General features: G+C 64.8%; 19 protein-coding genes. 11 read left to right on the plus strand and 8 right to left on the minus strand.

Going from position 1 to position 22,513, the window contains the following annotated elements; genetic code table 11:
* Positions 1 to 186 precede the first annotated feature (186 nt).
* The gene (locus NFU08_RS00290; RefSeq protein WP_377087899.1) at positions 187 to 1,638 is read left to right on the plus strand and encodes an LCP family protein; all 1,452 of its coding nucleotides are present in this window, start codon (positions 187 to 189) and stop codon (positions 1,636 to 1,638) included.
* On the opposite strand, the gene NFU08_RS00295 is transcribed toward NFU08_RS00290, so the two are convergent.
* Positions 1,635 to 3,080 carry a hypothetical protein gene (locus NFU08_RS00295; RefSeq protein ID WP_251420093.1) on the minus strand — a complete coding sequence of 482 codons (1,446 nt, stop codon included), beginning with the start codon at positions 3,078 to 3,080 and terminating at the stop codon, positions 1,635 to 1,637. The two genes, NFU08_RS00290 and NFU08_RS00295, sit on opposite strands and share 4 nt — an antisense overlap.
* A 412-nt stretch (positions 3,081 to 3,492) precedes the next feature.
* On the minus strand, positions 3,493 to 5,445 hold the full coding sequence (locus NFU08_RS00300) for a M13 family metallopeptidase (RefSeq protein ID WP_251420094.1): 1,953 nt from the start codon (positions 5,443 to 5,445) through the stop codon (positions 3,493 to 3,495).
* Positions 5,446 to 5,698: 253 nt separating this feature from the next.
* On the opposite strand from NFU08_RS00300, the gene leuA reads away from it, so the two are divergent.
* The 3 genes from leuA (at position 5,699) to NFU08_RS00315 (ending at position 9,109) form a co-directional block, all read left to right on the plus strand.
* On the plus strand, positions 5,699 to 7,438 hold the full coding sequence (gene leuA, locus NFU08_RS00305; RefSeq protein ID WP_174174383.1) for a 2-isopropylmalate synthase: 1,740 nt from the start codon (positions 5,699 to 5,701) through the stop codon (positions 7,436 to 7,438).
* Positions 7,439 to 7,526: 88 nt separating this feature from the next.
* Positions 7,527 to 8,279, plus strand: coding sequence for a DNA repair protein RecO (recO, locus tag NFU08_RS00310; protein WP_251420095.1), 753 nt, complete (start codon positions 7,527 to 7,529; stop codon positions 8,277 to 8,279).
* A 2-nt stretch (positions 8,280 to 8,281) separates the two neighbouring features.
* Entirely contained in the window at positions 8,282 to 9,109 is an 828-nt protein-coding gene (locus NFU08_RS00315; protein WP_174174387.1) for an isoprenyl transferase, read from the plus strand.
* 58 nt (positions 9,110 to 9,167) lie between these two features.
* Here the strand turns inward: NFU08_RS00315 and NFU08_RS00320 are convergent, their stop codons facing one another.
* Both NFU08_RS00320 and NFU08_RS00325 read right to left on the minus strand, forming a co-directional pair.
* Positions 9,168 to 10,199: an alpha/beta hydrolase gene (locus tag NFU08_RS00320; RefSeq protein WP_251420096.1), complete on the minus strand. Its 1,032-nt coding sequence runs from the start codon at positions 10,197 to 10,199 to the stop codon at positions 9,168 to 9,170.
* Positions 10,196 to 11,197, minus strand: a complete 1,002-nt coding sequence (locus NFU08_RS00325) for an alpha/beta hydrolase (RefSeq protein ID WP_174174391.1) — start codon at positions 11,195 to 11,197, stop codon at positions 10,196 to 10,198. Before NFU08_RS00325 ends, NFU08_RS00320 begins: the two co-directional genes overlap by 4 nt.
* A gap of 74 nt (positions 11,198 to 11,271) precedes the next feature.
* Here NFU08_RS00325 and NFU08_RS00330 point away from each other — a divergent pair, with 74 nt between their 5' ends.
* Entirely contained in the window at positions 11,272 to 12,342 is a 1,071-nt protein-coding gene (locus NFU08_RS00330) for a quinone-dependent dihydroorotate dehydrogenase (RefSeq protein ID WP_251420097.1), read from the plus strand.
* A gap of 96 nt (positions 12,343 to 12,438) precedes the next feature.
* On the opposite strand, the gene NFU08_RS00335 is transcribed toward NFU08_RS00330, so the two are convergent.
* Positions 12,439 to 13,041, minus strand: a complete 603-nt coding sequence (locus tag NFU08_RS00335; RefSeq protein WP_066275932.1) for a DUF3043 domain-containing protein — start codon at positions 13,039 to 13,041, stop codon at positions 12,439 to 12,441.
* Positions 13,042 to 13,133: 92 nt separating this feature from the next.
* On the opposite strand from NFU08_RS00335, the gene NFU08_RS00340 reads away from it, so the two are divergent.
* From NFU08_RS00340 to NFU08_RS00360, 5 genes are all read left to right on the plus strand, one after another.
* On the plus strand, positions 13,134 to 14,576 hold the full coding sequence (locus NFU08_RS00340; protein WP_251420098.1) for a dipeptidase: 1,443 nt from the start codon (positions 13,134 to 13,136) through the stop codon (positions 14,574 to 14,576).
* A gap of 205 nt (positions 14,577 to 14,781) precedes the next feature.
* Positions 14,782 to 15,171 (plus strand): iron-sulfur cluster assembly accessory protein, encoded by a 390-nt coding sequence (locus tag NFU08_RS00345; RefSeq protein WP_066275924.1) that lies wholly within the window; start codon positions 14,782 to 14,784, stop codon positions 15,169 to 15,171.
* 186 nt (positions 15,172 to 15,357) lie between these two features.
* Entirely contained in the window at positions 15,358 to 16,230 is an 873-nt protein-coding gene (gene coxB, locus NFU08_RS00350; protein WP_066275922.1) for a cytochrome c oxidase subunit II, read from the plus strand.
* A gap of 10 nt (positions 16,231 to 16,240) precedes the next feature.
* Positions 16,241 to 17,962 (plus strand): cytochrome c oxidase subunit I, encoded by a 1,722-nt coding sequence (gene ctaD, locus NFU08_RS00355; RefSeq protein WP_174174397.1) that lies wholly within the window; start codon positions 16,241 to 16,243, stop codon positions 17,960 to 17,962.
* Between the two features lie 2 nt (positions 17,963 to 17,964).
* On the plus strand, positions 17,965 to 18,366 hold the full coding sequence (locus NFU08_RS00360; RefSeq protein ID WP_251420099.1) for a cytochrome c oxidase subunit 4: 402 nt from the start codon (positions 17,965 to 17,967) through the stop codon (positions 18,364 to 18,366).
* A gap of 83 nt (positions 18,367 to 18,449) precedes the next feature.
* Here the strand turns inward: NFU08_RS00360 and NFU08_RS00365 are convergent, their stop codons facing one another.
* A complete protein-coding gene (locus tag NFU08_RS00365) occupies positions 18,450 to 18,743 on the minus strand; it encodes an HPr family phosphocarrier protein (protein ID WP_251420100.1) in 294 nt (97 codons plus the stop codon).
* 162 nt (positions 18,744 to 18,905) lie between these two features.
* Between NFU08_RS00365 and NFU08_RS00370 the strand changes: the two genes are divergently transcribed.
* Positions 18,906 to 19,676, plus strand: coding sequence for a GntR family transcriptional regulator (locus NFU08_RS00370; protein ID WP_174174401.1), 771 nt, complete (start codon positions 18,906 to 18,908; stop codon positions 19,674 to 19,676).
* A gap of 112 nt (positions 19,677 to 19,788) precedes the next feature.
* Here NFU08_RS00370 and NFU08_RS00375 read toward each other — a convergent pair whose 3' ends face one another.
* Positions 19,789 to 21,459 carry a cytochrome bc complex cytochrome b subunit gene (locus NFU08_RS00375; RefSeq protein ID WP_174174403.1) on the minus strand — a complete coding sequence of 557 codons (1,671 nt, stop codon included), beginning with the start codon at positions 21,457 to 21,459 and terminating at the stop codon, positions 19,789 to 19,791.
* Complete coding sequence (locus NFU08_RS00380; protein ID WP_174174405.1) at positions 21,437 to 22,510, minus strand: ubiquinol-cytochrome c reductase iron-sulfur subunit; 1,074 nt, start codon at positions 22,508 to 22,510, stop codon at positions 21,437 to 21,439. Before NFU08_RS00380 ends, NFU08_RS00375 begins: the two co-directional genes overlap by 23 nt.
* Between the last annotated feature and the right edge of the window lie 3 nt (positions 22,511 to 22,513).

Raw genomic sequence — 22,513 nt, forward strand, 5'->3', positions numbered from 1 at the left:
CCGGCAATTTCCCAGCCTGGACCACTAAAATGGGCCGGATTTCGAATTTAGAGGAAGGTTCACCACGTGGGGCTAGGCCGCGAGAAGCGCGACGACGGAGCTGAAGTGTCATCCGGGGGACCCGTGTCCCGGCACGCGGAAGGCGGCACCCTTGGCGCCGCCCGCCACCTGGGGCACCTGCGCGGCATGCCGGTGTGGCTGAAGGTTGTTACCGCCGTCGTTTCCGTTGCCATGATTGGCGGCATTGCATTCGCCGGTTTCTGGTTCCTTCGGCTCCAGAACAACATCTCCAAGGCCCCGCTGAACGCCGGCGGCGGCAACAACGAACAGGTGAGCGACGCGACCGGACGGATGCAGATCCTGATTCTCGGTTCGGACACGCGCGACGGTGAAAACGCCGAGTACGGCACCGCGGACGATTCCCGTGGCTACGGCAAGTCGGACGTCATGATGATGATGGACATCTCCGAGGACAACAAGCGCGTCAGCGTGATCAGTTTCCCCCGGGACCTGCTGGTGGACATTCCCGAATGCAAGGATGAGGAAACCAACCAGGTTTATCCCGCACGCAGCGGCGTGATGATCAACGAGGCCATGGCCGAAGCCGGCATAGGCTGCGCAGTGGACACCGTCAACCAGCTCACCGGCCTGGAGGTGGACCACTTTATGATGGCCGACTTTACCGCCGTGAAGGAACTGTCCAACGCCGTCGGCGGCGTCGAAGTCTGCATCAGCGACGCCGTCTACGATCCCGATTCGCGCCTTCGGCTGCCCGCGGGCACGTCAGCGGTCCAGGGGGAAATGGCCCTCGCGTTCCTGCGGACGCGCCACGCCTTTGCCGACGGCGGCGATTTGGGCCGGATCAAGGCCCAGCAGGGCTTCCTGTCCTCCCTAACCCGCAAGATCAAGGACGACGGGACGTTGTCCGATCCCGGCAGGATGCTTAAGATCGCCGACGTCGTCACCCAGAACCTGACCGTGGATGAAGGGCTGGCCTCTGTGCCCAGCCTGCTCACCATCGGCAACCGGCTCAAGGACATCGACATCAGCAAGGTCGCCTTCGTGGCCGTGCCCACCACGCCGGCGCTGGCCGATCCCAACAGGCTGCAGATCGCCGAGCCCGCCGGTTCCCAGCTGTTCGCCGCCCTCCGGCAGGACGTCGATCTGACTGATCCGACGGCGCCTTCCCCGTCCCCTTCGGAAACCTCCGCACCCCCCACGGCAGCCCCCACCGAGACGGCTCCTCCGCTGCCGCCTTACGACAAGGCCGTACAGCCCGTCACCGTGGCCAACGGCACCGGGGTTCCCGGCCGCGCACAGGAAATCGTGCAGGCCCTGATCTCGGGCGGCTTCACCCAGGCCGGCCAGTTCGAGGCTACAGCGGTGGAGCAGTCGGTGGTGTACTACGGCACGGACTTCGCGGACGTGGCTGCGGATGTCGCCGCCGCGCTGGGGATCCCTGCCGCGCAGATGGTGCCCGCCCCCAACATCGCGGGTGTCCAGGTCTACCTGGGCACCGACTTCACCACCGGGATCACCTACGGGGCTCCAGCCGCGCTCCCGGACGATATCGTCAACCAGACGGCGAAGGATGCGTCCTGCCAGCAGGCCAACCCGGCACTGATCGTCCAGGGTTAGCCACCGGTCCTGGGCGCCAGGAGGATCTGGACGGCCTCGATCCGCTTGCCCAGGCCTGATGTGCCCGCCGTTCTGCCGTCAGCGGCCCATGACTGCCAGCCCACATCCTGCACATGGGCGCGGTAGTGGATCCTGTAATGGTTCGCCATCTCACCGGTCAACCTGAGTTCAAACGCTTCCAGGCGTAGCCCCTGCCCAACCGTGCCAATCGGAGTGGCCGAGGATGTCCACGGCTGCCAGCCGATCGACTGCACATGCCCCCGCCACTCGATGTCCCCGGAATAAGCGGTGCTGGACACGGTGAGGTGCAACGCCTCAACCCGAAGGGACCTGCCCGTAGTCCCGGCGACGGTCCCATCCGAAACGTCCGCCGTCCAGCCGAGGTTCTGAACGTGGGCGGCATACACGGCAGTGAATGCCGGTGCGAGCTTCGGAACCAGCTCGATCGAAACGGCCTCCACCTGCCGCCCCTGTCCGACGGTGCCAGCCGTAGCTCCGTCGACCCCGTACGGCTGCCAGCCGATGTTCTGTACGTGGGCGCGATACCTGATGCTGTACTGCGAGGCCAGATCCCCCGTCAACCGCAGCTCGAACGCTTCAAGGCGCAGACCGAGCCCCGTGGTTCCAATCGGGGCCGCCGACGTTGTCCACGGCTGCCAGCCGATGTTCTGGACATGCCCCCTCCACAGAATGTCGCCCGAGAGGCGGTCTCCTGCCACCGACAGCCGCAACGCCTCCATTGGCAGTGACCGTCCGGTAGTTCCTGCGGAGGCACCGTCCAGGACGCTCGGCTGCCAGCCGATCGTCGCGACGTGGGCCTGATAGACCCCGATGCACGTCATGTCATAGTCGTAGGTGCCGTCGGTCCATTGTGAGATGTGGACGGTGCCGCCGGAGAAGCTGTTGTTCACGCAGAGGTCGGACGCTTCACTGGCGAAATCGAGATGTCCTGCCGGTGACCAGACGGGCACGTCAGGAAGCTGCCACGATCCGGTGATAGCCTCCCAAGCGCTCACATAGGAGTAGATCCCGTGTGGGTACCCGGCATGCGACAGTGCGGCCAGGAGCCCGGAGATGACGTACCGGTTCTCCTGCCGTTGTGTTGCTGTCGAGCTGGGCCAGGGCTGTTGCGGGCGGGGCTCGACGTCGACCCATATTCTCTCCGGCCGCCATCCCACCTCGTTGAGAGATGCAAGAGCCGCGCGACCCTCGGCGTACCCGACGTTGCGCAGCCGGTCCGGCCTGGTGTCTACAGGCCAAGGGCCGTCGTCGCCGTAGGTGTCGTACTGCGCGGCCGTGGGGAACGTAGCCATTGCGTAGGCCTGAGCCCGGACGCCTTGGTCGAGCACCCACTGGAACTGCCCGTCCAGGCAGGGGTTCTCGGTGAACGCGAGTCCACGCGTTAGCCCAACGATCACGAACTCCGTGTCTTCCGGCGGCATCGGAAGACCGCCTGGGCACTGTGGCCACGAAAAGTCGTGTCCGTAGTCGACTGCTCGTGCGGGTGGGGCGAACAGCACGCCGAGCGCCAGCGCAAGTAGAGCCGCCAGGAGCCGGGGTGTGGATGCCCGGGAGCGGCGGCCTGGGCGAAGAGCACCAAGGCCGGCCATGATGGCCCCCTTTTCGAAGGATGACCAAATTATCCCACTCGGCCACCTTCACCGCTATCCGGCGGATCACGCGTCGCTGCAGAAGGCTGTCCGCGCGGATCTCCAAGCGCGCTCATTCCCGCGGCTCAGCCGTTACAGCTCCGTTTCCGGCGGAGCGGGAGGTGAAACTGCGCCCCAGGAGTCGGACCCGGGTTTCAGCCCGGCTCCCGGGAGCAGTTCGACGTGCCGGCCTTTTGGCGTTCGGCTACCAGATACTGACGCGCTCCTCCGGTGGCATCCACATGCCGTCCTGTTCCGAGACCTCAAAGGCGTCGTGGAAAGCATCCAGGTTTTTCGCGATGGCGTTGGTGCGGAACTCGTTGGGGGAGTGCGGGTCCGTTGCCAGCCGGCGGATGGCTTCCTCGGGGCGGATGACCTGGCGCCAGCCCGCCGCCCAGGAGGCGAAGAAGCGCTGCTCCCCGGTCAGGCCGTCCAGGACGTCCGGTTCCTTCCCGTCCAAACTGATGAGGTATGCCTTGTAGGCAATCGCGAGGCCCGCCAGGTCACCAATGTTCTCACCCAGGGTGAGGCGCCCGTTGACGGTGTGTCCGGGGGCTGCGTAGGGCGAAAGTGCATCGTACTGGGCAACCAGTTTTGCGGTGAGCTTTTCGAACGCCTGCCGGTCCTCTTCAGTCCACCAGTTCCGCAGCGCCCCGCCGCCGTCGAACTGGGACCCCTGGTCATCAAATCCGTGGCCGATTTCATGCCCGATGACCGCGCCGATGCCGCCGTAGTTAACGGCATCATCGGCGTCGGCCGTGAAGAACGGGGGCTGCAGGATCGCTGCCGGGAACACGATCTCGTTCATCATGGGATGGTAGTAGGCGTTGACCGTCTGCGGGGTCATCAGCCACTTGTTGCGGTCCACCGGCTTGCCCACCTCGTCGAGGTGCCGGTCGACGTCGGCGTTGTGCGCCCGCTCAACGTTGCCCAGGAGGTCGGTGGGGTCGATCTCGACCGCGGAGTAGTCAATCCACTGGTCCGGGTAGCCGATCTTCGCCCGGAAGCCCTCCAGCTTCCGGAGCGCCTCGGCCTTCGTGGCGTCGCCCATCCAGCCGACGGCCGTGATGCTCTGGCGGTACGCCTCTGTCAGGTTGGCGACGAGCGCCTGCATCCTGGCTTTGTGGGTCTCGGGGAAGTGCCGGGCCACGTAGATCTGCCCCACAGCTTCTCCCAAAGCCGCTTCGACGACGGCCACCCCGCGCTTCCAGCGGTCCTTGTTCCGGGGGGTGCCGCTGAGGGTGGTCCCGTAGAAGGCGAAGTTGGCGTCCACGAAAGCGGATGAAAGGTACGGTGCGGCTGCACCCACCACCCGCATCGCCAGCCATTCCTGCCAGTGGGCCAGCGGCTCGGACTCGAGGAGGGCAGCGGCGCCGTCGAAGAACGGAGGAGTGCTCATCACGATCTCCTGCCGCTTGCCGGCATCGATGCCGGCGGCTTCAAACCAGGTGGCCAGCAGCGGGAACAGCGCTGATGCCTCCTCCGCCGTTTTCAGGTTGTACGTCTTTTGAGGATCCCGAAGGGTGACGTTGTCCCAGTGGTGGGACGCGAGCCTGCTCTCCAGGGCAACCACACGCCCGGCGGCTGACGCCGCATCGGCAACGCCCGCCAGGCCGAGCATCGTCTCCACGTGCGCGGCGTACGCGGTGACCATCGGCGCGAACTTGTCTTCCCGGTAGTAGGACTCGTCGGGCAATCCGAGGCCGCCCTGCCCGGTATACAGCAGAATCCGGTCCGGGTTGCCAGCATCCGGTGCTGGGTAGATGTAGAAGAGCCCACTGACATCGGCCCGGAACAGGCGGCCCGCCAGCGACACGAGGTCCGCCACGGAAGTGGTGGCGAACACCTCTTCAAGCCGCCGGCGGATCGGTTCAAGGCCCTTCGCTTCAACAGTGGCCTCGTCCATGAAGCTGCTGTAAAGGTCCCCGATTTTCCGTTCAATCCCGCTGGCGGCACCGCCCTTGGCCGCGGCTTCTTCAATAATGTCGCGGACTGCGATCTCGGAACCGTCCCGGAGGGCGGTGAAGGTGCCCGCGAGCGGCCGGTCATCGGGAATTTCCGTGGCCTTCAGCCATGCGCCGTTGACGTGCTGGTAAAGGTCATCCTGCGGCCGGACCGTGTGATCAATGGTGGACAGGTCGATCCCCGAAATGGGCACTGAAACTCCTTCTGATGGAGAGCGGCGGCAGGAAGAACAGCGCGCAGCGTCTGCATGGTGGACTTTACTGACGGTAGTGCCCTTTCATCTTACGCACCCGTGTTACCCTCAAAAGGTGCGTGCAGAGCTCCTTCTTCTTAGCTGCCGCGGCGAGGCCTCAGACGCGATCTAGCGCAAGGCCCACCCTCGCTGCGGAGTTTGTGTTGCCCGGCCACCCTTTCAACGTTGAACCACAGAAAAGGCCCCGATAGTAATGCGAAACGCACAGAAGCCCTCAGGAATGCCCGCCCACCGCTACACGCCGTTCCAGGACCAGATCAAGGTTGAACTGCCGGACCGCACCTGGCCGGACAAGGTTATTACCAAGGCCCCCCGCTGGTGCGCGGTGGACCTGCGCGACGGCAACCAGGCACTGATCGACCCGATGAGCCCGGCCCGCAAGATGAAGATGTTCGACCTGCTGGTCCGGATGGGCTACAAGGAGATCGAGGTCGGCTTCCCCTCCGCTTCGCAGACGGACTTCGACTTCGTCCGCCAGCTGATCGAGGGCAACCACATTCCTGAGGACGTCACCATCCAGGTCCTGACCCAGGCACGTGAGCACCTGATCGAGCGCACGTACGAGTCGCTGGTGGGTGCCAGGCAGGCCATCGTCCACCTCTACAACTCCACCTCCGTGCTGCAGCGCCGCGTGGTCTTCAACCAGGATGAGGACGGAATCCTGGACATTGCGCTCCAGGGCGCCCGGCTGTGCAAGAAGTACGAGGAAACCCTCGCGGACACGCACGTGACCTACGAGTACTCCCCGGAGTCCTTCACCGGGACCGAGCTGGAGTACGCGGTCCGGGTCTGCAACGCCGTCGCCGATGTCTTCGAAGCGTCCGCGGACCGCCAGGTCATCATCAACCTGCCCGCCACGGTGGAAATGGCAACGCCCAACGTCTATGCCGATTCCATCGAGTGGATGAGCCGCCACCTGCACCCGCGCGAAGGCATCATCCTCTCCCTACACCCCCACAACGACCGTGGTACCGGCGTCGCCGCCGCCGAGCTGGGCTACATGGCCGGGGCGGACCGGATCGAAGGCTGCCTGTTCGGCAACGGCGAGCGGACCGGCAACGTGGACCTGGTCACCCTGGGCCTGAACATGTTCGTCCAGGGCATCGACCCCATGATCGACTTCTCGAATATCGACGACGTCCGCCGGACCGTGGAGTACTGCAACCAGCTGCCCGTCCCGGAGCGTTCACCCTACGGCGGCGACCTCGTGTTCACGGCGTTCTCCGGCTCCCACCAGGACGCCATCAAGAAGGGCTTCGAGGCCCTCGAGCGCGACGCCGCTGCCGCGGGCAAGGATGTTGCCGACTTCACCTGGCAGGTCCCGTACCTGCCCGTCGACCCCAAGGACCTGGGACGCAGCTACGAGGCCGTCATCAGGGTCAATTCCCAGTCCGGCAAGGGCGGCGTCGCCTACCTGCTCAAGAATGAGCACAGCCTGGACCTGCCGCGCCGTGCCCAGATCGAATTCTCCGGCGTTATCCAGAAGCGTACGGACACGGTGGGCGGCGAAGTCAGCGGCGCCCAGCTGTGGCAGGTCTTCCAGGACGAGTACCTGCCCTCCGGCAGGACTGACGGCCAGTGGGGCCGCTACGCCCTGGGTGCCGTCAAGACGGAAACGGACGACGACGGCGGCATGACGCTGCACGCCTCCCTCACCATTGACGGTGTGCAGGTCAGCCGTACCGGCACGGGCAACGGTCCCATCGCAGCGCTGCTGGGCATCCTGCGGGAAGACGGCGTGGACGTCCGTGTGCTCGACTACAGCGAGCACGCCCTGTCCGAGGGCGGCAGCGCCATGGCCGCCGCCTACGTCGAATGCGCCGTGGGGGAGCGGGTGCTCTGGGGCGTCGGCATCGACGCCAACACCAGCATGTCCTCCCTGAAGGCAGTCATCTCCGCCGTGAACCGCGCCATCCGGGACGCCCAGGCCTAAGCACCGCACTGCCGTGCCGCCGGACGCTTCCGGCGGCACGGCAGCATGCGGCACGGCTGTGCCGGCAAAGAATGGGAAGATAGAAGGCGTGGCCCAACACTCTTTCGCCTCCCGCGCGTACCGGGACGACGCCGTGGTGCTGCGCACCCACAAGCTGGGTGAGGCGGACCGGATCATCACCCTGCTGACCAAGCACCATGGCCAGGTCCGGGCGGTCGCCAAAGGGGTCCGCCGCACCAGCAGCCGCTTCGGCGCGCGGCTTGAGCCGTTTATGGTGGCGGACCTCCAGCTCGTGTCGGGCAAAACCCTGGACATCGTGACCCAGGCCGTGGCCAAGGGCGCCTACGGCGGCAACATTGCCGCAGACTACGGCCGTTACACGGTGGCGGCGGCCATGACCGAGACAGCCGAGAAGCTGACCGACGTGGACGGCGAGGCCGGGACAGCACAGTACAACCTTCTGGTGGGTGCGCTGGCGTCCCTCAGCAGGGATGAACATGCCGCCGGACTGATCCTCGACTCCTATCTTTTGCGGGCACTGGCCACCGGCGGCTGGGCACCCAGCTTCACGAACTGCGCCCGGTGCGGCCTGCCGGGCCCCCACACGGCATTTTCGGCTCCCCTGGGAGGAATGGTCTGCAGCGGATGCAGGCCGCCTGGTTCCCCGGCCCCGGCGCCGGAGACTGTGGTGCTGCTCGCGGCGCTGCTGACCGGTAACTGGACTACGGCGGACGGCTCCCTTCCCGTGCACCGGAAAGAGGCCGCGGGCCTGGTGGCCGCATACCTGCAATGGCACCTCGAACGGGTGCTGAAGTCCCTTAAACATGTGGAGCGTAGCTGACAGTGGCCCTCGGCAAAAAGAACACCGCCTCAAGGAAGCGCACCCACCCGGTGGTCGCACCGTACCCGCACCCTTCGGGGGCCGTTGCGCCCTCCATCCCGGCTGAGTTCATTCCCCGCCATGTGGCGATCGTGATGGATGGCAACGGCCGCTGGGCCAACCAGCGGGGCCTGCCCAGGATTGAAGGGCACAAGGCAGGGGAGCCTGCACTGCTGGACGTGATGGCAGGTGCCATCGAGCTGGGCATCGAGTACGTCAGCGTGTATGCCTTCTCCACCGAGAACTGGCGCCGGTCCCCGGAGGAAGTCCGCTTCCTGATGGGATTTAACAAGGATGTGCTGCGCCGGCAGCGGAACCAGCTCGACGAGTGGGGCGTCCGGGTCCGGTGGTCGGGCCGGCGGCCCCGCCTGTGGGGTTCGGTCATCCGCGAGCTTGAGGAGGCGGAGGAGTTCACGGCGGGCAACAGCACCTGCACGTTGACCATGTGTGTTAATTACGGCGGCCGGGCGGAGATCACGGATGCCGTCTCCGCCATCGCGGCCGAGGTGGCCGCCGGCAGGCTCAAACCCGGTGCCATCACGGAACGGACCATCCAGAAGTACCTTGACGAGCCGGACCTGCCGGACGTGGACCTGTTCCTCCGCAGCTCGGGGGAGCAGCGGCTCTCCAACTTCCTCCTGTGGCAGTCCGCCTACGCCGAGTTCGTTTTTATGGACACCCTGTGGCCCGACGTCGACCGGCGCACGCTCTGGGCGGCAGTGGAGGAGTACGCCCAGCGGGACCGCCGCTACGGCGGGGCCGTGGACGCGGCCGCACCTGCGGGTTCTTAGGTTCGAGGCCGCGCAGGCAGCGTACCCAAAGACCCGCGGGCCAAGCAGGGGGCGGCATTCAGGCGGAGTAGGCCCTGAGCCACGCCGCCAGGTCCCGGCAGGCCTCCTCCCGTACGCCGCGGCGGGAAAGGAAGACGTCGTGGATGGCGCCCGGATAGCGGAAGACCGCCACCCGCCGTCCCAGGCGCAGCGCGCGGTGGGCTGTTTCCTCGACGTCGATTACAGCGTCGGCCTCCATCATCTCCGCCGACCACTCGATCTGGATGCGGGTACGGTGCGAGAGCAGGACCAGCGCCGGGGCCCTGATGTCCAGCCGGCGCTCCACCGCGGCATGGCCGGCAAGCACCGCCTTGGCCCAGCCGGCCCTGATGGGGAATGATGCCCTGGGCCGCCACAGGGGGTCGAGGTGCCGCTCGCCGTGGGCCTCGCTGCTGACGCTCTGCCAGTAGCCGGGCATCTCCGGGAGCCATAGGGGACGCCGGGGGTCGGCCCTGGACAGCGGGTCCACCAGGTGCATCGCAATGGTGCGAACGATACTGCTGCCCTGCAGTTCCAGCCACGGCGCGTTCAGGATCAGGGTGCCCAGCGCCGTCGGGTTGCGGTCAGCCCACAGTGCGGTAATCAGCCCGCCGAGTGAATGCGCCAGGACGTGGACAGTGGGTGCAACCCCCGGGCCCAGGCGTTCCTTGAGGTCTTCCCTGATCGCCCCGAGGGCAGCGGCGAGGTCCTCGTCATAGACCGCCAGGTCATCAGTGAAACCCGGCGTCTGCCAGGGCCGGAGGCTGCGGCCGAATTTGCGCAGGTCCACGGCGTAGAAGGGGAACCCGGCATCGGTCAGGTATTTTGCCAGCTCCTCCTGGAAGAAGTAGTCCGCCCAGCCGTGGACGTACAATACCGCGTTAACCGCAGGCTGCTCCGCCGTCGTCGGCAATGCCGCCGGCTCCCTGGCGACGCAGCGGACAAGCGTTGCACAGACGTCGCCCTCATCGTCCGGGGCGAGGGGAAGGACACGCTGCTCGAAACGCGGCCCCAGGATGTCGGCAGTCCAGAGGGCCGCGTCCGTATCCCTGCCCACCCGTGCGCCGGTCATCCGCTGCCTCCGCTGAGGGATGGGTCCGGCTCCCCGTCTCCATAGGCCCGGAGCCAGCGCGCAAGCCTGGCGTACGCGTCGGCGCGCACGGCGGCGGGGGAGAGGAACACGTCGTGCAGGGCGCCGTCGATCCGCTCCACTGTGACGGTCCGGCCCAGGGTCAGGGCACGGGCAGCAATGATGTTGACGTCAAGGACGGCATCCGTCCGCCGCATCTCCTCAGACCAGAAGAGTCCGTTGGCGCTGCCGCTGGAGAGCAGGACGAGGATGGGGACCTCGATGTTGAGTCCCCGCGCCACCCGTGAATGCCCGGCCAGGACGGCACTGAGCCAGCCCGCCCGCACGGGAAAAGCCATGGGGGGACGGTAGCGGTCATCCAGCGTCCACTCTCCGTCGGCCGAACTGCTGATGGTCCGCCAGTAAAAGCCCCGCTCCGGCAGCCGGAGCACGGCTTCGGGCCGGAACCGGGCCACAGGTCCCACCATGCCCGCCGTGGCACGCCGCACCAGTGAACTGCCGTGCATCTCCAGCCAGGGGCTGTTGAGGACCAGCCGTGCCACCCGGCCGGGATGCCGGCTTGCCCAGAGCACGGCCACCAGCCCACCCGTCGAATGCCCCATAAGGGTAAGGGACAGGTCTGCCCCGTCCTGGGCGATCAGCCGGCACGCCATGTCGATTTCGGCGTCATAATCCCCGAGGTCCGACACATAGCCGCCCGGCGACTCCGGCCGCAGGCTCCGTCCGTGGTTGTGCATGTCCAGTGCGTAGAAGTGGTACCCGGCCGATGACCAGAAGCGGGCGAGGTCCACGTTGAAGAAATAATCACTCCAGCCATGCAGGAAAAGGACCACCCTGCGGCGTCCGGGGGAGGAGGTCAACGCTGCCACGGCAGGGCGGAAGCGGACCAGTGTGGCCGTGCGCTCCACACTGTCCGGTCCCATGGCCTGAAAGGCGTGTGACTCAAAGTCCTCGCCCAGGATGTCCTGCTGCCACTCCATGGGATTATGCTAATCCGCTGCCGGTTTGACCTGCCCATTTTGGTCTGGGCCCTCCAAGGCGGAAAACTAGAGTCATGCGCGTTTACCCCACATTCTTCAGGCTTGCCTTTTCATGGATGGACGCCGAGCGCGCCCACAAAATCGGGTTCAAGGCCATCAGGCTGGCGCACCGCTCCGGCGCGGGAAAGGTCCTGGAAAAGCTCACTGCCCCCGCACCGTCCCTGCAGACCACGGCTTTCGGCGTGACTTTTCCGTCACCGTTCGGGCTTGCTGCCGGGTTCGACAAGGAAGGGCACGGCATCGAGGCGCTGACCGAGCTCGGGTTCGGCCACGTTGAGGTAGGGACCATCACCGGCCAGGCCCAGCCCGGCAACGAGAAGCCGCGGCTCTTCCGCCTGGTCCAGGACCGCGCCGTCATCAACCGGATGGGCTTCAACAATGACGGCGCAACGGCCGTGGCACCGCGGCTCAGGGCCGCCCGCGCTGCGCTGCAGCGCCGGCACCCGGACGTGCGCCCCGTCATCGGTGTCAACATCGGCAAGACCAAGGCGGTGGAACTGGCGGACGCCGTGGATGACTATCTTGTGAGTGCCCGCAGCCTTGCACCCGCCGCCGATTACTTGGTGGTCAACGTGAGCTCGCCCAATACACCCGGGCTGCGCCTGCTCCAGGATGTGCAGTCGCTCCGTCCCTTGCTGGTCGCCGTGGGTGAAGAAGCTGACCGGGCTGCCGGACGCCACGTCCCCCTGCTCGTGAAGATCGCACCTGACCTCAGCGACGAGGATATCGACGACGTCGCCCGCCTTGCGCTGGATCTCAAGCTGGACGGCATCATCGCCACCAACACCACCATCGCCCGGGACGGTTTGGCCTCGCCGGCGGACCAGGTGGAGAAGTGCGGTGCGGGCGGGCTCTCCGGCGCCCCGCTGAAGAAGCGTTCCCTCGAGGTGTTGCGCAGGCTGAAGGATGTCACGGGCGACGCCCTCACCCTGGTGGCGGTGGGCGGCGTGGAAACAGCGGAGGATGTCCAGGACAGGCTCGAAGCCGGGGCAACGCTGGTCCAGGGCTACACGGCTTTCCTCTATGAGGGGCCGTTCTGGGCCGCACGCATCAACCGCGAACTGGCGAGGAAGCGCCGGTCCTGACCCATGGACCGCGGCGCCCTGCGCGCCCTCATCCTTTAAACGCGAAACCCCGGCGGATCGACCGCCGGGGTTTCGCGTCATGAAGACCGTTACCGGTCAGGCGGGATACTGCCCGCGCTTGACCTGGGGCTTGGGAAGACGGAGTTTGCGGAACTGCAGGGACCGCATGGAGCCGTACCAGACGGTGCCGCGCTCCACCTCGCCGAACTTGGCCGTCAGCCGCTTGCGGAGCTGGCGGGACAGGATGAACACGTCCACAAAGACGGCCAGGAACATTACCCAGAACCCGCCCAGGACGTAAATCATCATGTCGCTGGATGCCGGGACCACCAACGACACCAGGACGAAAACCAGGGCACCGAACATGAGGTATTCACCGAGGCTGAAGCGCGCGTCGACGTAGTCACGGGCAAAGCGTTTCTGCGGGCCCTTGTCACGCAGCGGCAGGAATTTCTCGTCGCCGGTGTCCAGCGCCTGGCGCATCTTGAGGCGCTGGTCCTGGATGGCCTGGCGCTCGGCAGCCTTCGATGCCTTGCGGTCCTCAGGGACCAGCGGGCGCTTGCGGGCAGCTTCCTGTGCCTTGCGGGTGGGGGTCGGGGCCCCCTTGCCACTCAATCCGTTGGCCCGCGCCGCCGCCTCTGCAGCTTGTTGGTCTACTGTTTGCTGCGCCGAGGGCGCTTCCTTTTTACGTCCGAACACCTGAACAGAATACCTTGCGGCAGGCCCAGGATTTGCTGTAAGGCCCACCGCGCCCCCACAACGGAGGATGTGACGCGGGTAATGTTTTTGGCATGACTTCATCGCCCGCGGCTATGCCGCAGAATCCCAGTGCCCACCTACCCCAGGGCTTTGCCGGAAACAGCTCGACGGAGGATCTCCGTGCCGCCATCGACAGGTCCTTCGGCACTACCCTTGAAAGGCTTAAAGCGCTGGTCGCCATCCCCGGCATTGCATGGCCAAGCTTTGACCGCGGGCCCCTGGAGCGCAGTGCCGAAGCAGTAGCGGAACTGCTGCGCGGCGCCGGCCTGGACAATGTGCAGATCCTTGCCTGCGACAAGCCGGACGGCACCCCGGGAGGTCCCGCCGTCGTCGCCCGCAGGCCTGCCAGGGACGGCAAGCCGACGATCCTCCTTTACGCGCACCACGACGTCCAGCCCACGGGGGATACCGGGCTGTGGGAGACCGAACCATTCACCGCCGTCGAGAAGGACGGGCGCCTGTACGGGCGGGGCGCAGCGGACGACAAAGCCGGGATCATGGCCCACATCGCCGCCTATGCGGCAGTTTCGGAGGTACTTGGCAGCTCGCTCGGTCTCGGCGTGACGTTCTTCTTTGAGGGCGAGGAAGAAGCAGGATCACCCACTTTCCGGAGATTCCTGGAGGAAAACCGTGAGCTGCTCCGTGCCGATGTCATCGTGGTCGCCGATTCGAGCAACTGGAAAGTCGGCATTCCGGCCTTGACCACCAGCCTGCGGGGCCTGGTGGACGGGACCATCGAAGTCCAGGTCCTCGAGCACGCCGTGCACTCGGGCATGTACGGCGGGCCCGTGCTGGATGCACCCACCCTGCTGTCCCGCCTCATTGCCACGTTGCACGATGACGAAGGAAATGTCGCCATCGGGGGACTGGTGGCAAGGGACACGGCGGCCGTGGAACTTCCGGAGGAGGATTACCGGGCTGACGCATCAGTGCTCGACGGCGTACGGCTTGCCGGGTCAGGGAGCATCGCCTCACGGCTCTGGACCAAGCCTGCCCTCTCCATCATCGGGTTCGACGCACCTTCCGTGGACGCTGCCTCGAACACCCTGTTGCCGCGCGCGCGGGCGAAGTTCAGCCTAAGACTGGCGCCGGGGCAGAATCCGGAGGAGGCGATGGAGGCCGTGCGCAGGCATGTGGAGTCGAATGCTCCGTTCGGAGCGCGGGTCACCTTCACGCCGGGGGAGAGCGGAAACCCGTTCCTGACCGACACCTCCTCGCCGGCGGCCTCGCTGGCGATGTGGGCACTGGGAGAGGCCTGGGGCGTACCCGCGGTGGAAACCGGCATAGGCGGTTCCATTCCCTTCATCGCCGACCTGACGGAGCTGTACCCGGACGTGCAGATCCTCGTGACCGGGGTTGAGGATCCGGACTCCCGGGCTCACAGCGCCAATGAGTCGCTGCACCTTGGCGACTTCCGCAAAGCCATCCTGGCGGAGGCGCTGCTCCTCGCCCGGATCAACGAACACGGGCTGTAGGGTCTTCCCGCGGGGCGGCTGCCGGTACCTCTCCGGGGCCGGATCAGGGGCTTTCCCCGGGAACAAGAGGGGCCCAACCATGGTTACGTCAGGAGTTAGAGCTACACGTCCGCCCCGCGTAGCATGTAGCTATAGCCCATACCGAAACCGTAGGGGCAGGCACCGCCAGCGCGGCGCCGCCAGACCGTCCTAAGAAGGTAGGCCAATGAGCACCGCAACAAATGAGAACAGCACCGGAACCACCAGCACGGCCAGCGATGAACTGCCCGTCCACGAGGTCAAACTGACCGACGTCGCCGCAGGCAAGGTACGCAGCCTTCTCGAGCAGGAAGGCCGTACGGACCTGCGCCTCCGGGTTGCTGTGCAGCCCGGCGGCTGCTCCGGGCTGATCTACCAGCTGTACTTCGATGAGCGGCTCCTGGACGGGGACGCAGTCCGGGACTACGACGGCGTCGAAGTTGTTGTGGACAAGATGAGCGTTCCCTACCTCAGTGGTGCGTCCATCGACTTCGAGGACACCATCTCCAAGCAGGGGTTCACCATCGACAACCCCAACGCCGGCGGCTCCTGTGCCTGTGGGGATTCGTTCCACTAAGCCGGTTATTTCGCCCGATGCCGGCGCCGGGCCACCTGCCGAAAATATCGGTACGGGGGCACGGCGCCGACATGTGGGCGAAACACCCGGCGGAGCGGTAAGCTCTACACCGAGTAGTAAAACTTTTAGTGTGCCCGGGGCGGCCGAGTCTTCCCGGACAGCAGCAACAAGTAGGAAGGGCCGTCTGTGAGTTCGCAGAACCGAACCGGCAGCCGACGCAAAACGATCACAACGATCTCAAGCTTGGCAATTGCCGGCGCGTTGGTTTTGACCGGATGTTCGCCAGAGGTAGAGAAAGGGTGGCTGCCCACGGAACGTGGCACCACCAGCAACACCGACCGCATCATGGACCTCTGGGTCAACTCATGGATTGCCGCCCTGGTTGTGGGCATCATTACCTGGGGCCTGATCGTCTGGTGCCTGGTCGCATACCGCCGCCGCAAAGGCACCGTTGGGTTCCCGCGGCAGACCAGCTTCAACCTCCCCCTGGAAGTCTTTTACCTGACCATCCCGCTGTTCATGGTTGTGGTGTTCTTCTACTTCACCGACCGCGACCAGCAGGCGATCGACAACCGCTCAGAGCCCGCCGACGTCGTTGTTGACGTCCGCGGCAAGCAGTGGGCCTGGGACTTCAACTACAAGGCCGGCGACGTCATCGAAGAGGACGTCTACGAAGCAGGCGTGCAGACCAACCTCACCGGCAACACCATCGACAAGGAACAGCTCCCCACGCTGTACCTGCCGGTGAACAAGTCGGTTGACCTCGAGCTCAATGCACGCGACGTCATCCACTCCTTCTGGGTTCCCGCCTTCCTGCAGAAGCGCGACATGATCCCGGGCAAGACCAACTACATCAGGTTCACCCCCACTAAAGAGGGCACCTACGACGGCAAGTGTGCCGAACTTTGCGGCGAGTACCACTCCGAAATGCTGTTCCGCGTCAAGGTGGTGTCGGAATCCGAATTCCAGGCCCACATGGACGAACTGCGCGAAGCAGGCAACACGGGTCTCCTCGGCGTCGAGTACGACCGCAACCCGAACGTGAACGAAATTAAGTAAGGGGAGCGACGTGGCTACGTACACTCAATCCGCACCCACCGGAGTCCTTCCAGCTCCCGTGGTTCCGAAGTCCAAGGGGCGCATCGTCGTCAACTGGATCACCTCCACCGACCACAAGACCATCGGGTACATGTACCTGATCGCGTCCTTCGTGTTCTTCTGCCTCGGCGGCGTGATGGCCCTGCTCATCCGCGCTGAGCTGTTCGAGCCCGGTATGCAGATCCTGCAGACCAAGGAGCAGTACAACCAGCTGTTCACGATGCACGGCACCGTGATGCTGCTGATGTTCGCAACGCCGCTGTTTGCCGGCTTCGCGAATGTCATCATGCCATTGCAGATCGGCGCTCCGGACGTGGCCTTCCCGCGACTGAATGCGCTGGCCTTCTGGTTCTTCCTCTTCGGCTCCACCATTGCGGTGTCCGGCTTCATCACCCCGCAGGGTGCAGCGTCCTTCGGATGGTTCGCCTATGCGCCGCTGTCCAACACCACCTTCAGCCCCGGCATCGGCGGTGACCTGTGGGTGTTCGGCCTGGCGCTGTCCGGCTTTGGAACCATCCTGGGTGCGGTCAACTTCATCACCACCGTTATCTGCATGCGTGCCCCGGGCATGACCATGTGGCGGATGCCGATCTTCACCTGGAACATCCTCGTCACGGCCATCCTGGTCCTGATGGCTTTCCCGCCGCTGGCAGCTGCCCTGTTCGCCCTCGGCGCCGACCGGCGCTTCGGTGCCCACATCTTCGACCCGGAGAACGGCGGAGCAGTCCTCTGGCAGCACCTGTTCTGGTTCTTCGGCCACCCCGAGGTGTACATCATCGCCCTGCCGTTCTTCGGCATCGTGTCCGAGATCTTCCCGGTGTTCAGCCGCAAGCCGATCTTCGGCTACAAGGGCCTGGTCTACGCCACCATTGCCATTGCCGCGCTGTCCGTCACCGTCTGGGCCCACCATATGTACGTGACCGGCTCGGTGCTGCTGCCGTTCTTCGCGTTCATGACGATGCTGATCGCAGTGCCCACCGGCGTGAAGTTCTTCAACTGGATCGGCACCATGTGGCGCGGTTCGCTGACCTTCGAGACGCCCATGCTGTGGAGCATCGGCTTCCTGGTCACGTTCCTCTTCGGCGGCCTCACCGGCATCATTCTGGCCTCCCCGCCGCTGGACTTCCACGTCTCCGATTCCTACTTCGTGGTGGCGCACTTCCACTACGTGGTGTTTGGCACCGTGGTTTTCGCGATGTTCGCCGGGTTCTACTTCTGGTGGCCCAAGTTCACCGGCAAGATGCTCAACGAGCGCCTTGGCAAGATCCACTTCTGGCTCCTGTTCCTGGGCTTCCACGGCACCTTCCTGATCCAGCACTGGCTGGGTGTTGAGGGCATGCCCCGCCGCTACGCCGACTACCTGGTGGAAGACAACTTCACCTGGATGAACCAGTTCTCCACGGTTGCCTCGTTTGTCCTGGGTGCATCGCTGATCCCGTTCTTCTGGAACGTGTACATCACCTGGCGCAGCGCTGAGAAGGTGCAGGTGGATGATCCCTGGGGCTTCGGTGCTTCCCTGGAATGGGCCACGTCCTGCCCGCCGCCGCGGCACAACTTCACGTCGCTGCCCCGGATCCGCTCGGAGCGCCCGGCACTGGACCTGCACCACCCTGAACTTCGCCAGGTCCACACCGTTGAGTCACCCGCTCCCGCAGCCAAGACGCTCGGAAACGCCGACCAGAGGGACAACTGACAATGAAAATTGAATCCTGGATTTTTGGTGCCGGAGTCTTCTTCTTCGTTCCGATCTCAATGGTGTACGGTTTCCTCACCAACTGGGGCGAGTGGGTTGGCATCCTCGGCATCCTGCTCGTGGGCGGCCTTGCCGGCATGATCGGTGGATACCTCGGGTTCACCGGCAAGCGCGTAGGCCTCCGTCCCGAGGACCGCAGCGACGCTGAGATCCACGAAGGTGCCGGCGAGCAGGGGCACTTCAGCCCCTGGAGCTGGTGGCCGCTCTTCCTGGGCCTGGCCTGCGCTACGGGCTTCCTGGGACTTGCCGTTGGCTTCTGGATTGTCTACATCGCGGCCGGCATGGCTGTTGTAGCGCTGATCGGCTGGGTCTACGAGTACAGCCGCGGAGACCACGCCCACTAGCAGCACCGCAGCATAAACAACGACGTCGGGCCCCACCGAAAGGTGGGGCCCGACGTCGTTGTTTGCAGTGTCTCCAGCGCGCCTCAGGCGGCCCCCTGCGACTCCAGGAGGTTGCCGAGCACGCGGAGTGCCTCCTCAGCGTCCCGGCGGCTCTGCGACCCGTCAAGCACGGCTTCGCTGACACCCAATTCCACTTCGCAGCCGTGCTCGAAGTCGGCCGTCATCACCTGCAGAAGCGAGCGTGCATCCACGTGCCGGGCACCGTCTTTGGAAATAGTGACCGGCAGGCCTGTTTCTGTGACAGCCCGTACGAAGACAGCGGCGGGACGGGCGTGCAGCCCCACCGAGGCTTTGACCACGGCCTTGTGTACTGGCAAGGGAAACTCCTCTATTGTGGCGGTCCACCGCCGCCGGTGACATTTTCCTGACAAATATAGCTGCCCGGAGTCCCGCTCCACGAAGCGGAGGGCGTAGGGACCGCACTGGTCTAGACCTGCCCTAAAATTGGAGGGTGAATTCGAATCCAGGGGAGACCCGCCATGGCTCCTAGCGCGGCAGCCATCACCGGTGACATCGACCGGACCAGTGGAACAGCGATCTACGTGCAGCTCCGTGAAATCCTGCGTTCCTATATTGCACAGTCCTGCCCGCCCGGATCGGCCCTGCCCTCGGAGCGCGATCTTGCCGAGCGCTTCGGCCTGGCACGGATGACGGTCAGGCAGGCCATCGACGCCCTGGTGGGTGAAGAGGTAATCGAGCGGGTGGTGGGACTGGGGACGTTCGTCCGCAGGCCGAAACTGGATCTCCAGGTCAAACTGACGTCGTACAGCGAGGAGATGCAGCGGCGCGGGATGGTGCCGGCCGCGAAGGTGCTGAGCTTTGAGCAAATCGCTGCGAGTGCGTTCCTGGCACGGGAACTGCAGTTGGACGAAGGGACGCCGCTGGTGCGGTTTCGCCGCCTGCTCCTGGCCGACGGTGAGCCGATGAGTGTCGATGAGAACTTCATTCCCGCGCACCGCGTGCCGGGACTGCTGGACGGGGAACCGCCCACGTCGCTCTACAACGTCCTGAGTGAACAGTTCGGCCTGGTGATGGAGTGGGGCGAGGACATGATCGAGGCTACGGCTGCGTCGCCCTCCACAGCTCGCCTGCTGAACGTGGAGGTGGGCTCACCCCTGCTGAAGATCCAGCGCCATGCCTTTGTTGCCCGGGCGATGGTGGACTACTCCGTGTCGTACTACCGCGCCGACAGATACAAGCTGTGGGTTCCGCTGCAGCGGCCCGGTGCGCGCCGGGCTCGAAACCACTAGGCGCCTCCGACGGTTGAGGGGATGCCCGAACACAGTTTTGCGCTTCCGGCACGATCTTAAACAATAAAGGCCCAGTCCTCATGGACCGGGCCTTCATTGTCTATTGCAGAACCTAGTGGGACAGGCTCTTTGCTGCTTCTGGTGCCTCGACTGCCTCGTGGCCATGGCCATGGGCGGCTTCCAGCTCAGCTGGGGTGGCCGGGGCGACGCGGTCCTCGAAGAACCACTTGGAGAGGAACGCGCGGCGCTTTTCCTTGCGGGTCACCACGCCGTGTTCGTTGGGTACGGCGGGGAGGACCTCAGGGGACTCGAAGCCAACCAGCTTGTAGCGCTTGTACTCGTCCAGCGGTGCGTGCACCTCGATGAACTCGCCGTGCGGGAGCCGGACGATGCGTCCTGTTTCCCGTCCGTGGAGTGCGATTTCGCGGTCCTTCCGCTGAAGGGCCAGGGCGACGCGCTTGGTCACGATAAAGGCAATGATCGGGCCGATGAAGAACAGTGCGCGCAGCCAGTACGTGACGTCGTTCAGCGAGACGTGGAAGTGGGTGGCGATGAGGTCGGAGCCGGCCGCGGCCCACATGACGCAGTACCAGACGAAGCCGGCCATACCGATGGCGGTCCGTGTGGGAGCGTTGCGGGGGCGGTCCAGCACGTGGTGCTCACGGTCATCCTTGGTGATCCACCGTTCAATCCACGGGTACATGAACATCACGGTGAACAGGATTCCGGCCGGTACCAGGGCGGGCAGCAGGACGTTGAACGAGAAGACGAAGCCAAGCCAGGTCTGCTCCACCTGCCAGTCCCCAAGGGTGCCGGGCATCAGGCGCAGGGCGCCGTCAACGAATCCGATGTACCAGTCAGGCTGGGTACCCGCGGACACGGGGGAGGGGTCGTAAGGGCCGTAGTTCCAGATCGGGTTGATCGTGAAGAAACCTGCCATGAGCGCCAGGACGCCGAAAACAATGAAGAAGAATCCACCGGCCTTGGCAGCATATACAGGTCCGAGCGGGTAACCGACGACGTTGTTGTCGTTGCGGCCGGGGCCGGGGTACTGGGTGTGCTTGTGGACCACCACCATGAAGAGGTGGAGGACAATCATCAGCAGGATCAGTGCCGGAACCAGCAGGATGTGCAGCATGTAAAGGCGGCCGATGACAGCGGTACCCGGGAACTCGCCGCCGAAGAGGAAGAACGAGATGTAGGTACCGATGACCGGGATGGACTTGATGACGCCGTCGATGATGCGCAGGCCGTTGCCGGAGAGCAGGTCATCAGGAAGGGAGTATCCGGTGAAGCCGGCGGCCATGGCGAGGATGAGCAGTACGCTGCCCACAACCCAGTTCATTTCGCGGGGCTTGCGGAAAGCTCCGGTAAAGAAGACCCTCAGCATGTGCACGGCGATGGAGGCTACGAACAGCAGGGCAGCCCAGTGGTGCACCTGGCGCATGAACAGTCCGCCACGGATATCAAAGGAGATATCCAGCGATGAGCTGTACGCCACGGACATCTCCACGCCCTTCAACGGGACGTAGGAACCGTCGTAGTGGGTCTCCGCCATCGACGGATCAAAGAAGAACGTCAGGAACGTACCGGACAGCAGGAGGATGACGAAGGAGTACAGCGCCACTTCGCCGAACATGAAGGACCAGTGGTCCGGGAAGACCTTTCGGCCGAATTCGCGGAGGATTCCGGAACCGCCAACACGCTGGTCGACAAAGTCGGTAAACCGGCCTGTCTTGGTTTTGGCGACGAAAGCGGGCTCAGCTGTTGATGCTGCGCTCATGCATATCACGCTCCCAGTAACTTGGTCCTACAGGTTCTTTGAAGTCGCTGGTGGCGACCAAGTAGCCCTCGTCATCAACTGCGATGGGCAGCTGGGGGAGAGGCCGGCTGGCCGGGCCAAAGATTACCTTGCACTCTTGCGTGAGGTCGAAGGTCGACTGGTGGCACGGGCACAGCAGGTGGTGCGTCTGCTGCTCATACAGAGCAACAGGGCAACCGACATGGGTGCAGATCTTGGAGTAGGCAACGATCCCGTTGTAGCCCCAGTCCTCGCGGCCCTCGGACGGGTTAAGGGATGCCGGGTCGAGACGCATGAGCAGCACGACGGCCTTGGCCTTTTCGTTGAGCTTGCCCTCGTGGAGGTCATTGAGGCCTTCGGGGATGACGTGGAACGCCGAACCGATGGTGACGTCGGATGCCTTGATGGGCGTTCCGTCGGGGTCACGAGCCAGCCGCTTGAGCTTGCCCTCCTGGGGTGCCCACAAGGTGTGGGCAAGCTTGTCGTCGGGACGCGGACCGAGGTCGCCGAAGATGGCAACTGCCGGCAGCGGTGCAAGGGCAACCGCACCCAGGAGCGTGTTCCGGATAAGGGGACGGCGCTTGATGCCCGTCTCCTCAACGATGTCGTCGACGATGCGGACAGCCGCCTGGCGGTCCTCCTCGTAACGGATCGCGTGGCGTTCCTCGGAAACTTCGTGGTCCGGCATCAGGGCCTTGGCCCAGTGAACGATGCCGGTGCCGATGCCGAGCATCGCGAACGCGGTTCCCAGGCCCAGCAGCATGTTCTGGAGCCGGATGGTTGCAATGCTTGACTCTTCGGCTCCCAGGTCGATGGCGAAGTACGCCACCAGGAAGATCAGGGTTCCAACAACAGAGATGCCAAATAGTAAGGCGACCTGCCGTTCTGCCCGCTTTGCGGCCTTCGGGTCCGTGTCAGCCAGGCGCAAACGGTGCGGAGGAATTCCAGGATCCTGGAACTTCTCCACCTCATTCTGACCAGCCGTAGCTACGGTGCCCGAGTGGTTCGGACTGCCGTCACTATGGTTGCCCATAAT

Origin of the sequence: Pseudarthrobacter sp. NCCP-2145 (assembly GCF_023708005.1) — a bacterium.
GTDB classification, from domain to species: domain Bacteria; phylum Actinomycetota; class Actinomycetes; order Actinomycetales; family Micrococcaceae; genus Arthrobacter; species Arthrobacter oxydans.

Excerpts from the sequence above, each read along its gene's own strand:
- NFU08_RS00290 (WP_377087899.1), top strand. The coding sequence starts at position 187 with ATGCCGGTGTGGCTGAAGGTTGTTACCGCCGTCGTTTCCGTTGCCATG.
- NFU08_RS00295 (WP_251420093.1), bottom strand. The coding sequence starts at position 3,080 with ATGCCGCCGGAAGACACGGAGTTCGTGATCGTTGGGCTAACGCGTGGA.
- leuA (WP_174174383.1), top strand. The coding sequence starts at position 5,699 with ATGCGAAACGCACAGAAGCCCTCAGGAATGCCCGCCCACCGCTACACG.
- NFU08_RS00320 (WP_251420096.1), bottom strand. The coding sequence starts at position 10,199 with ATGACCGGCGCACGGGTGGGCAGGGATACGGACGCGGCCCTCTGGACT.
- NFU08_RS00325 (WP_174174391.1), bottom strand. The coding sequence starts at position 11,197 with ATGGAGTGGCAGCAGGACATCCTGGGCGAGGACTTTGAGTCACACGCC.
- NFU08_RS00330 (WP_251420097.1), top strand. The coding sequence starts at position 11,272 with ATGCGCGTTTACCCCACATTCTTCAGGCTTGCCTTTTCATGGATGGAC.
- NFU08_RS00340 (WP_251420098.1), top strand. The coding sequence starts at position 13,134 with ATGACTTCATCGCCCGCGGCTATGCCGCAGAATCCCAGTGCCCACCTA.
- NFU08_RS00345 (WP_066275924.1), top strand. The coding sequence starts at position 14,782 with ATGAGCACCGCAACAAATGAGAACAGCACCGGAACCACCAGCACGGCC.
- NFU08_RS00360 (WP_251420099.1), top strand. The coding sequence starts at position 17,965 with ATGAAAATTGAATCCTGGATTTTTGGTGCCGGAGTCTTCTTCTTCGTT.
- NFU08_RS00370 (WP_174174401.1), top strand. The coding sequence starts at position 18,906 with ATGGCTCCTAGCGCGGCAGCCATCACCGGTGACATCGACCGGACCAGT.
- NFU08_RS00375 (WP_174174403.1), bottom strand. The coding sequence starts at position 21,459 with ATGAGCGCAGCATCAACAGCTGAGCCCGCTTTCGTCGCCAAAACCAAG.
- NFU08_RS00380 (WP_174174405.1), bottom strand. The coding sequence starts at position 22,510 with ATGGGCAACCATAGTGACGGCAGTCCGAACCACTCGGGCACCGTAGCT.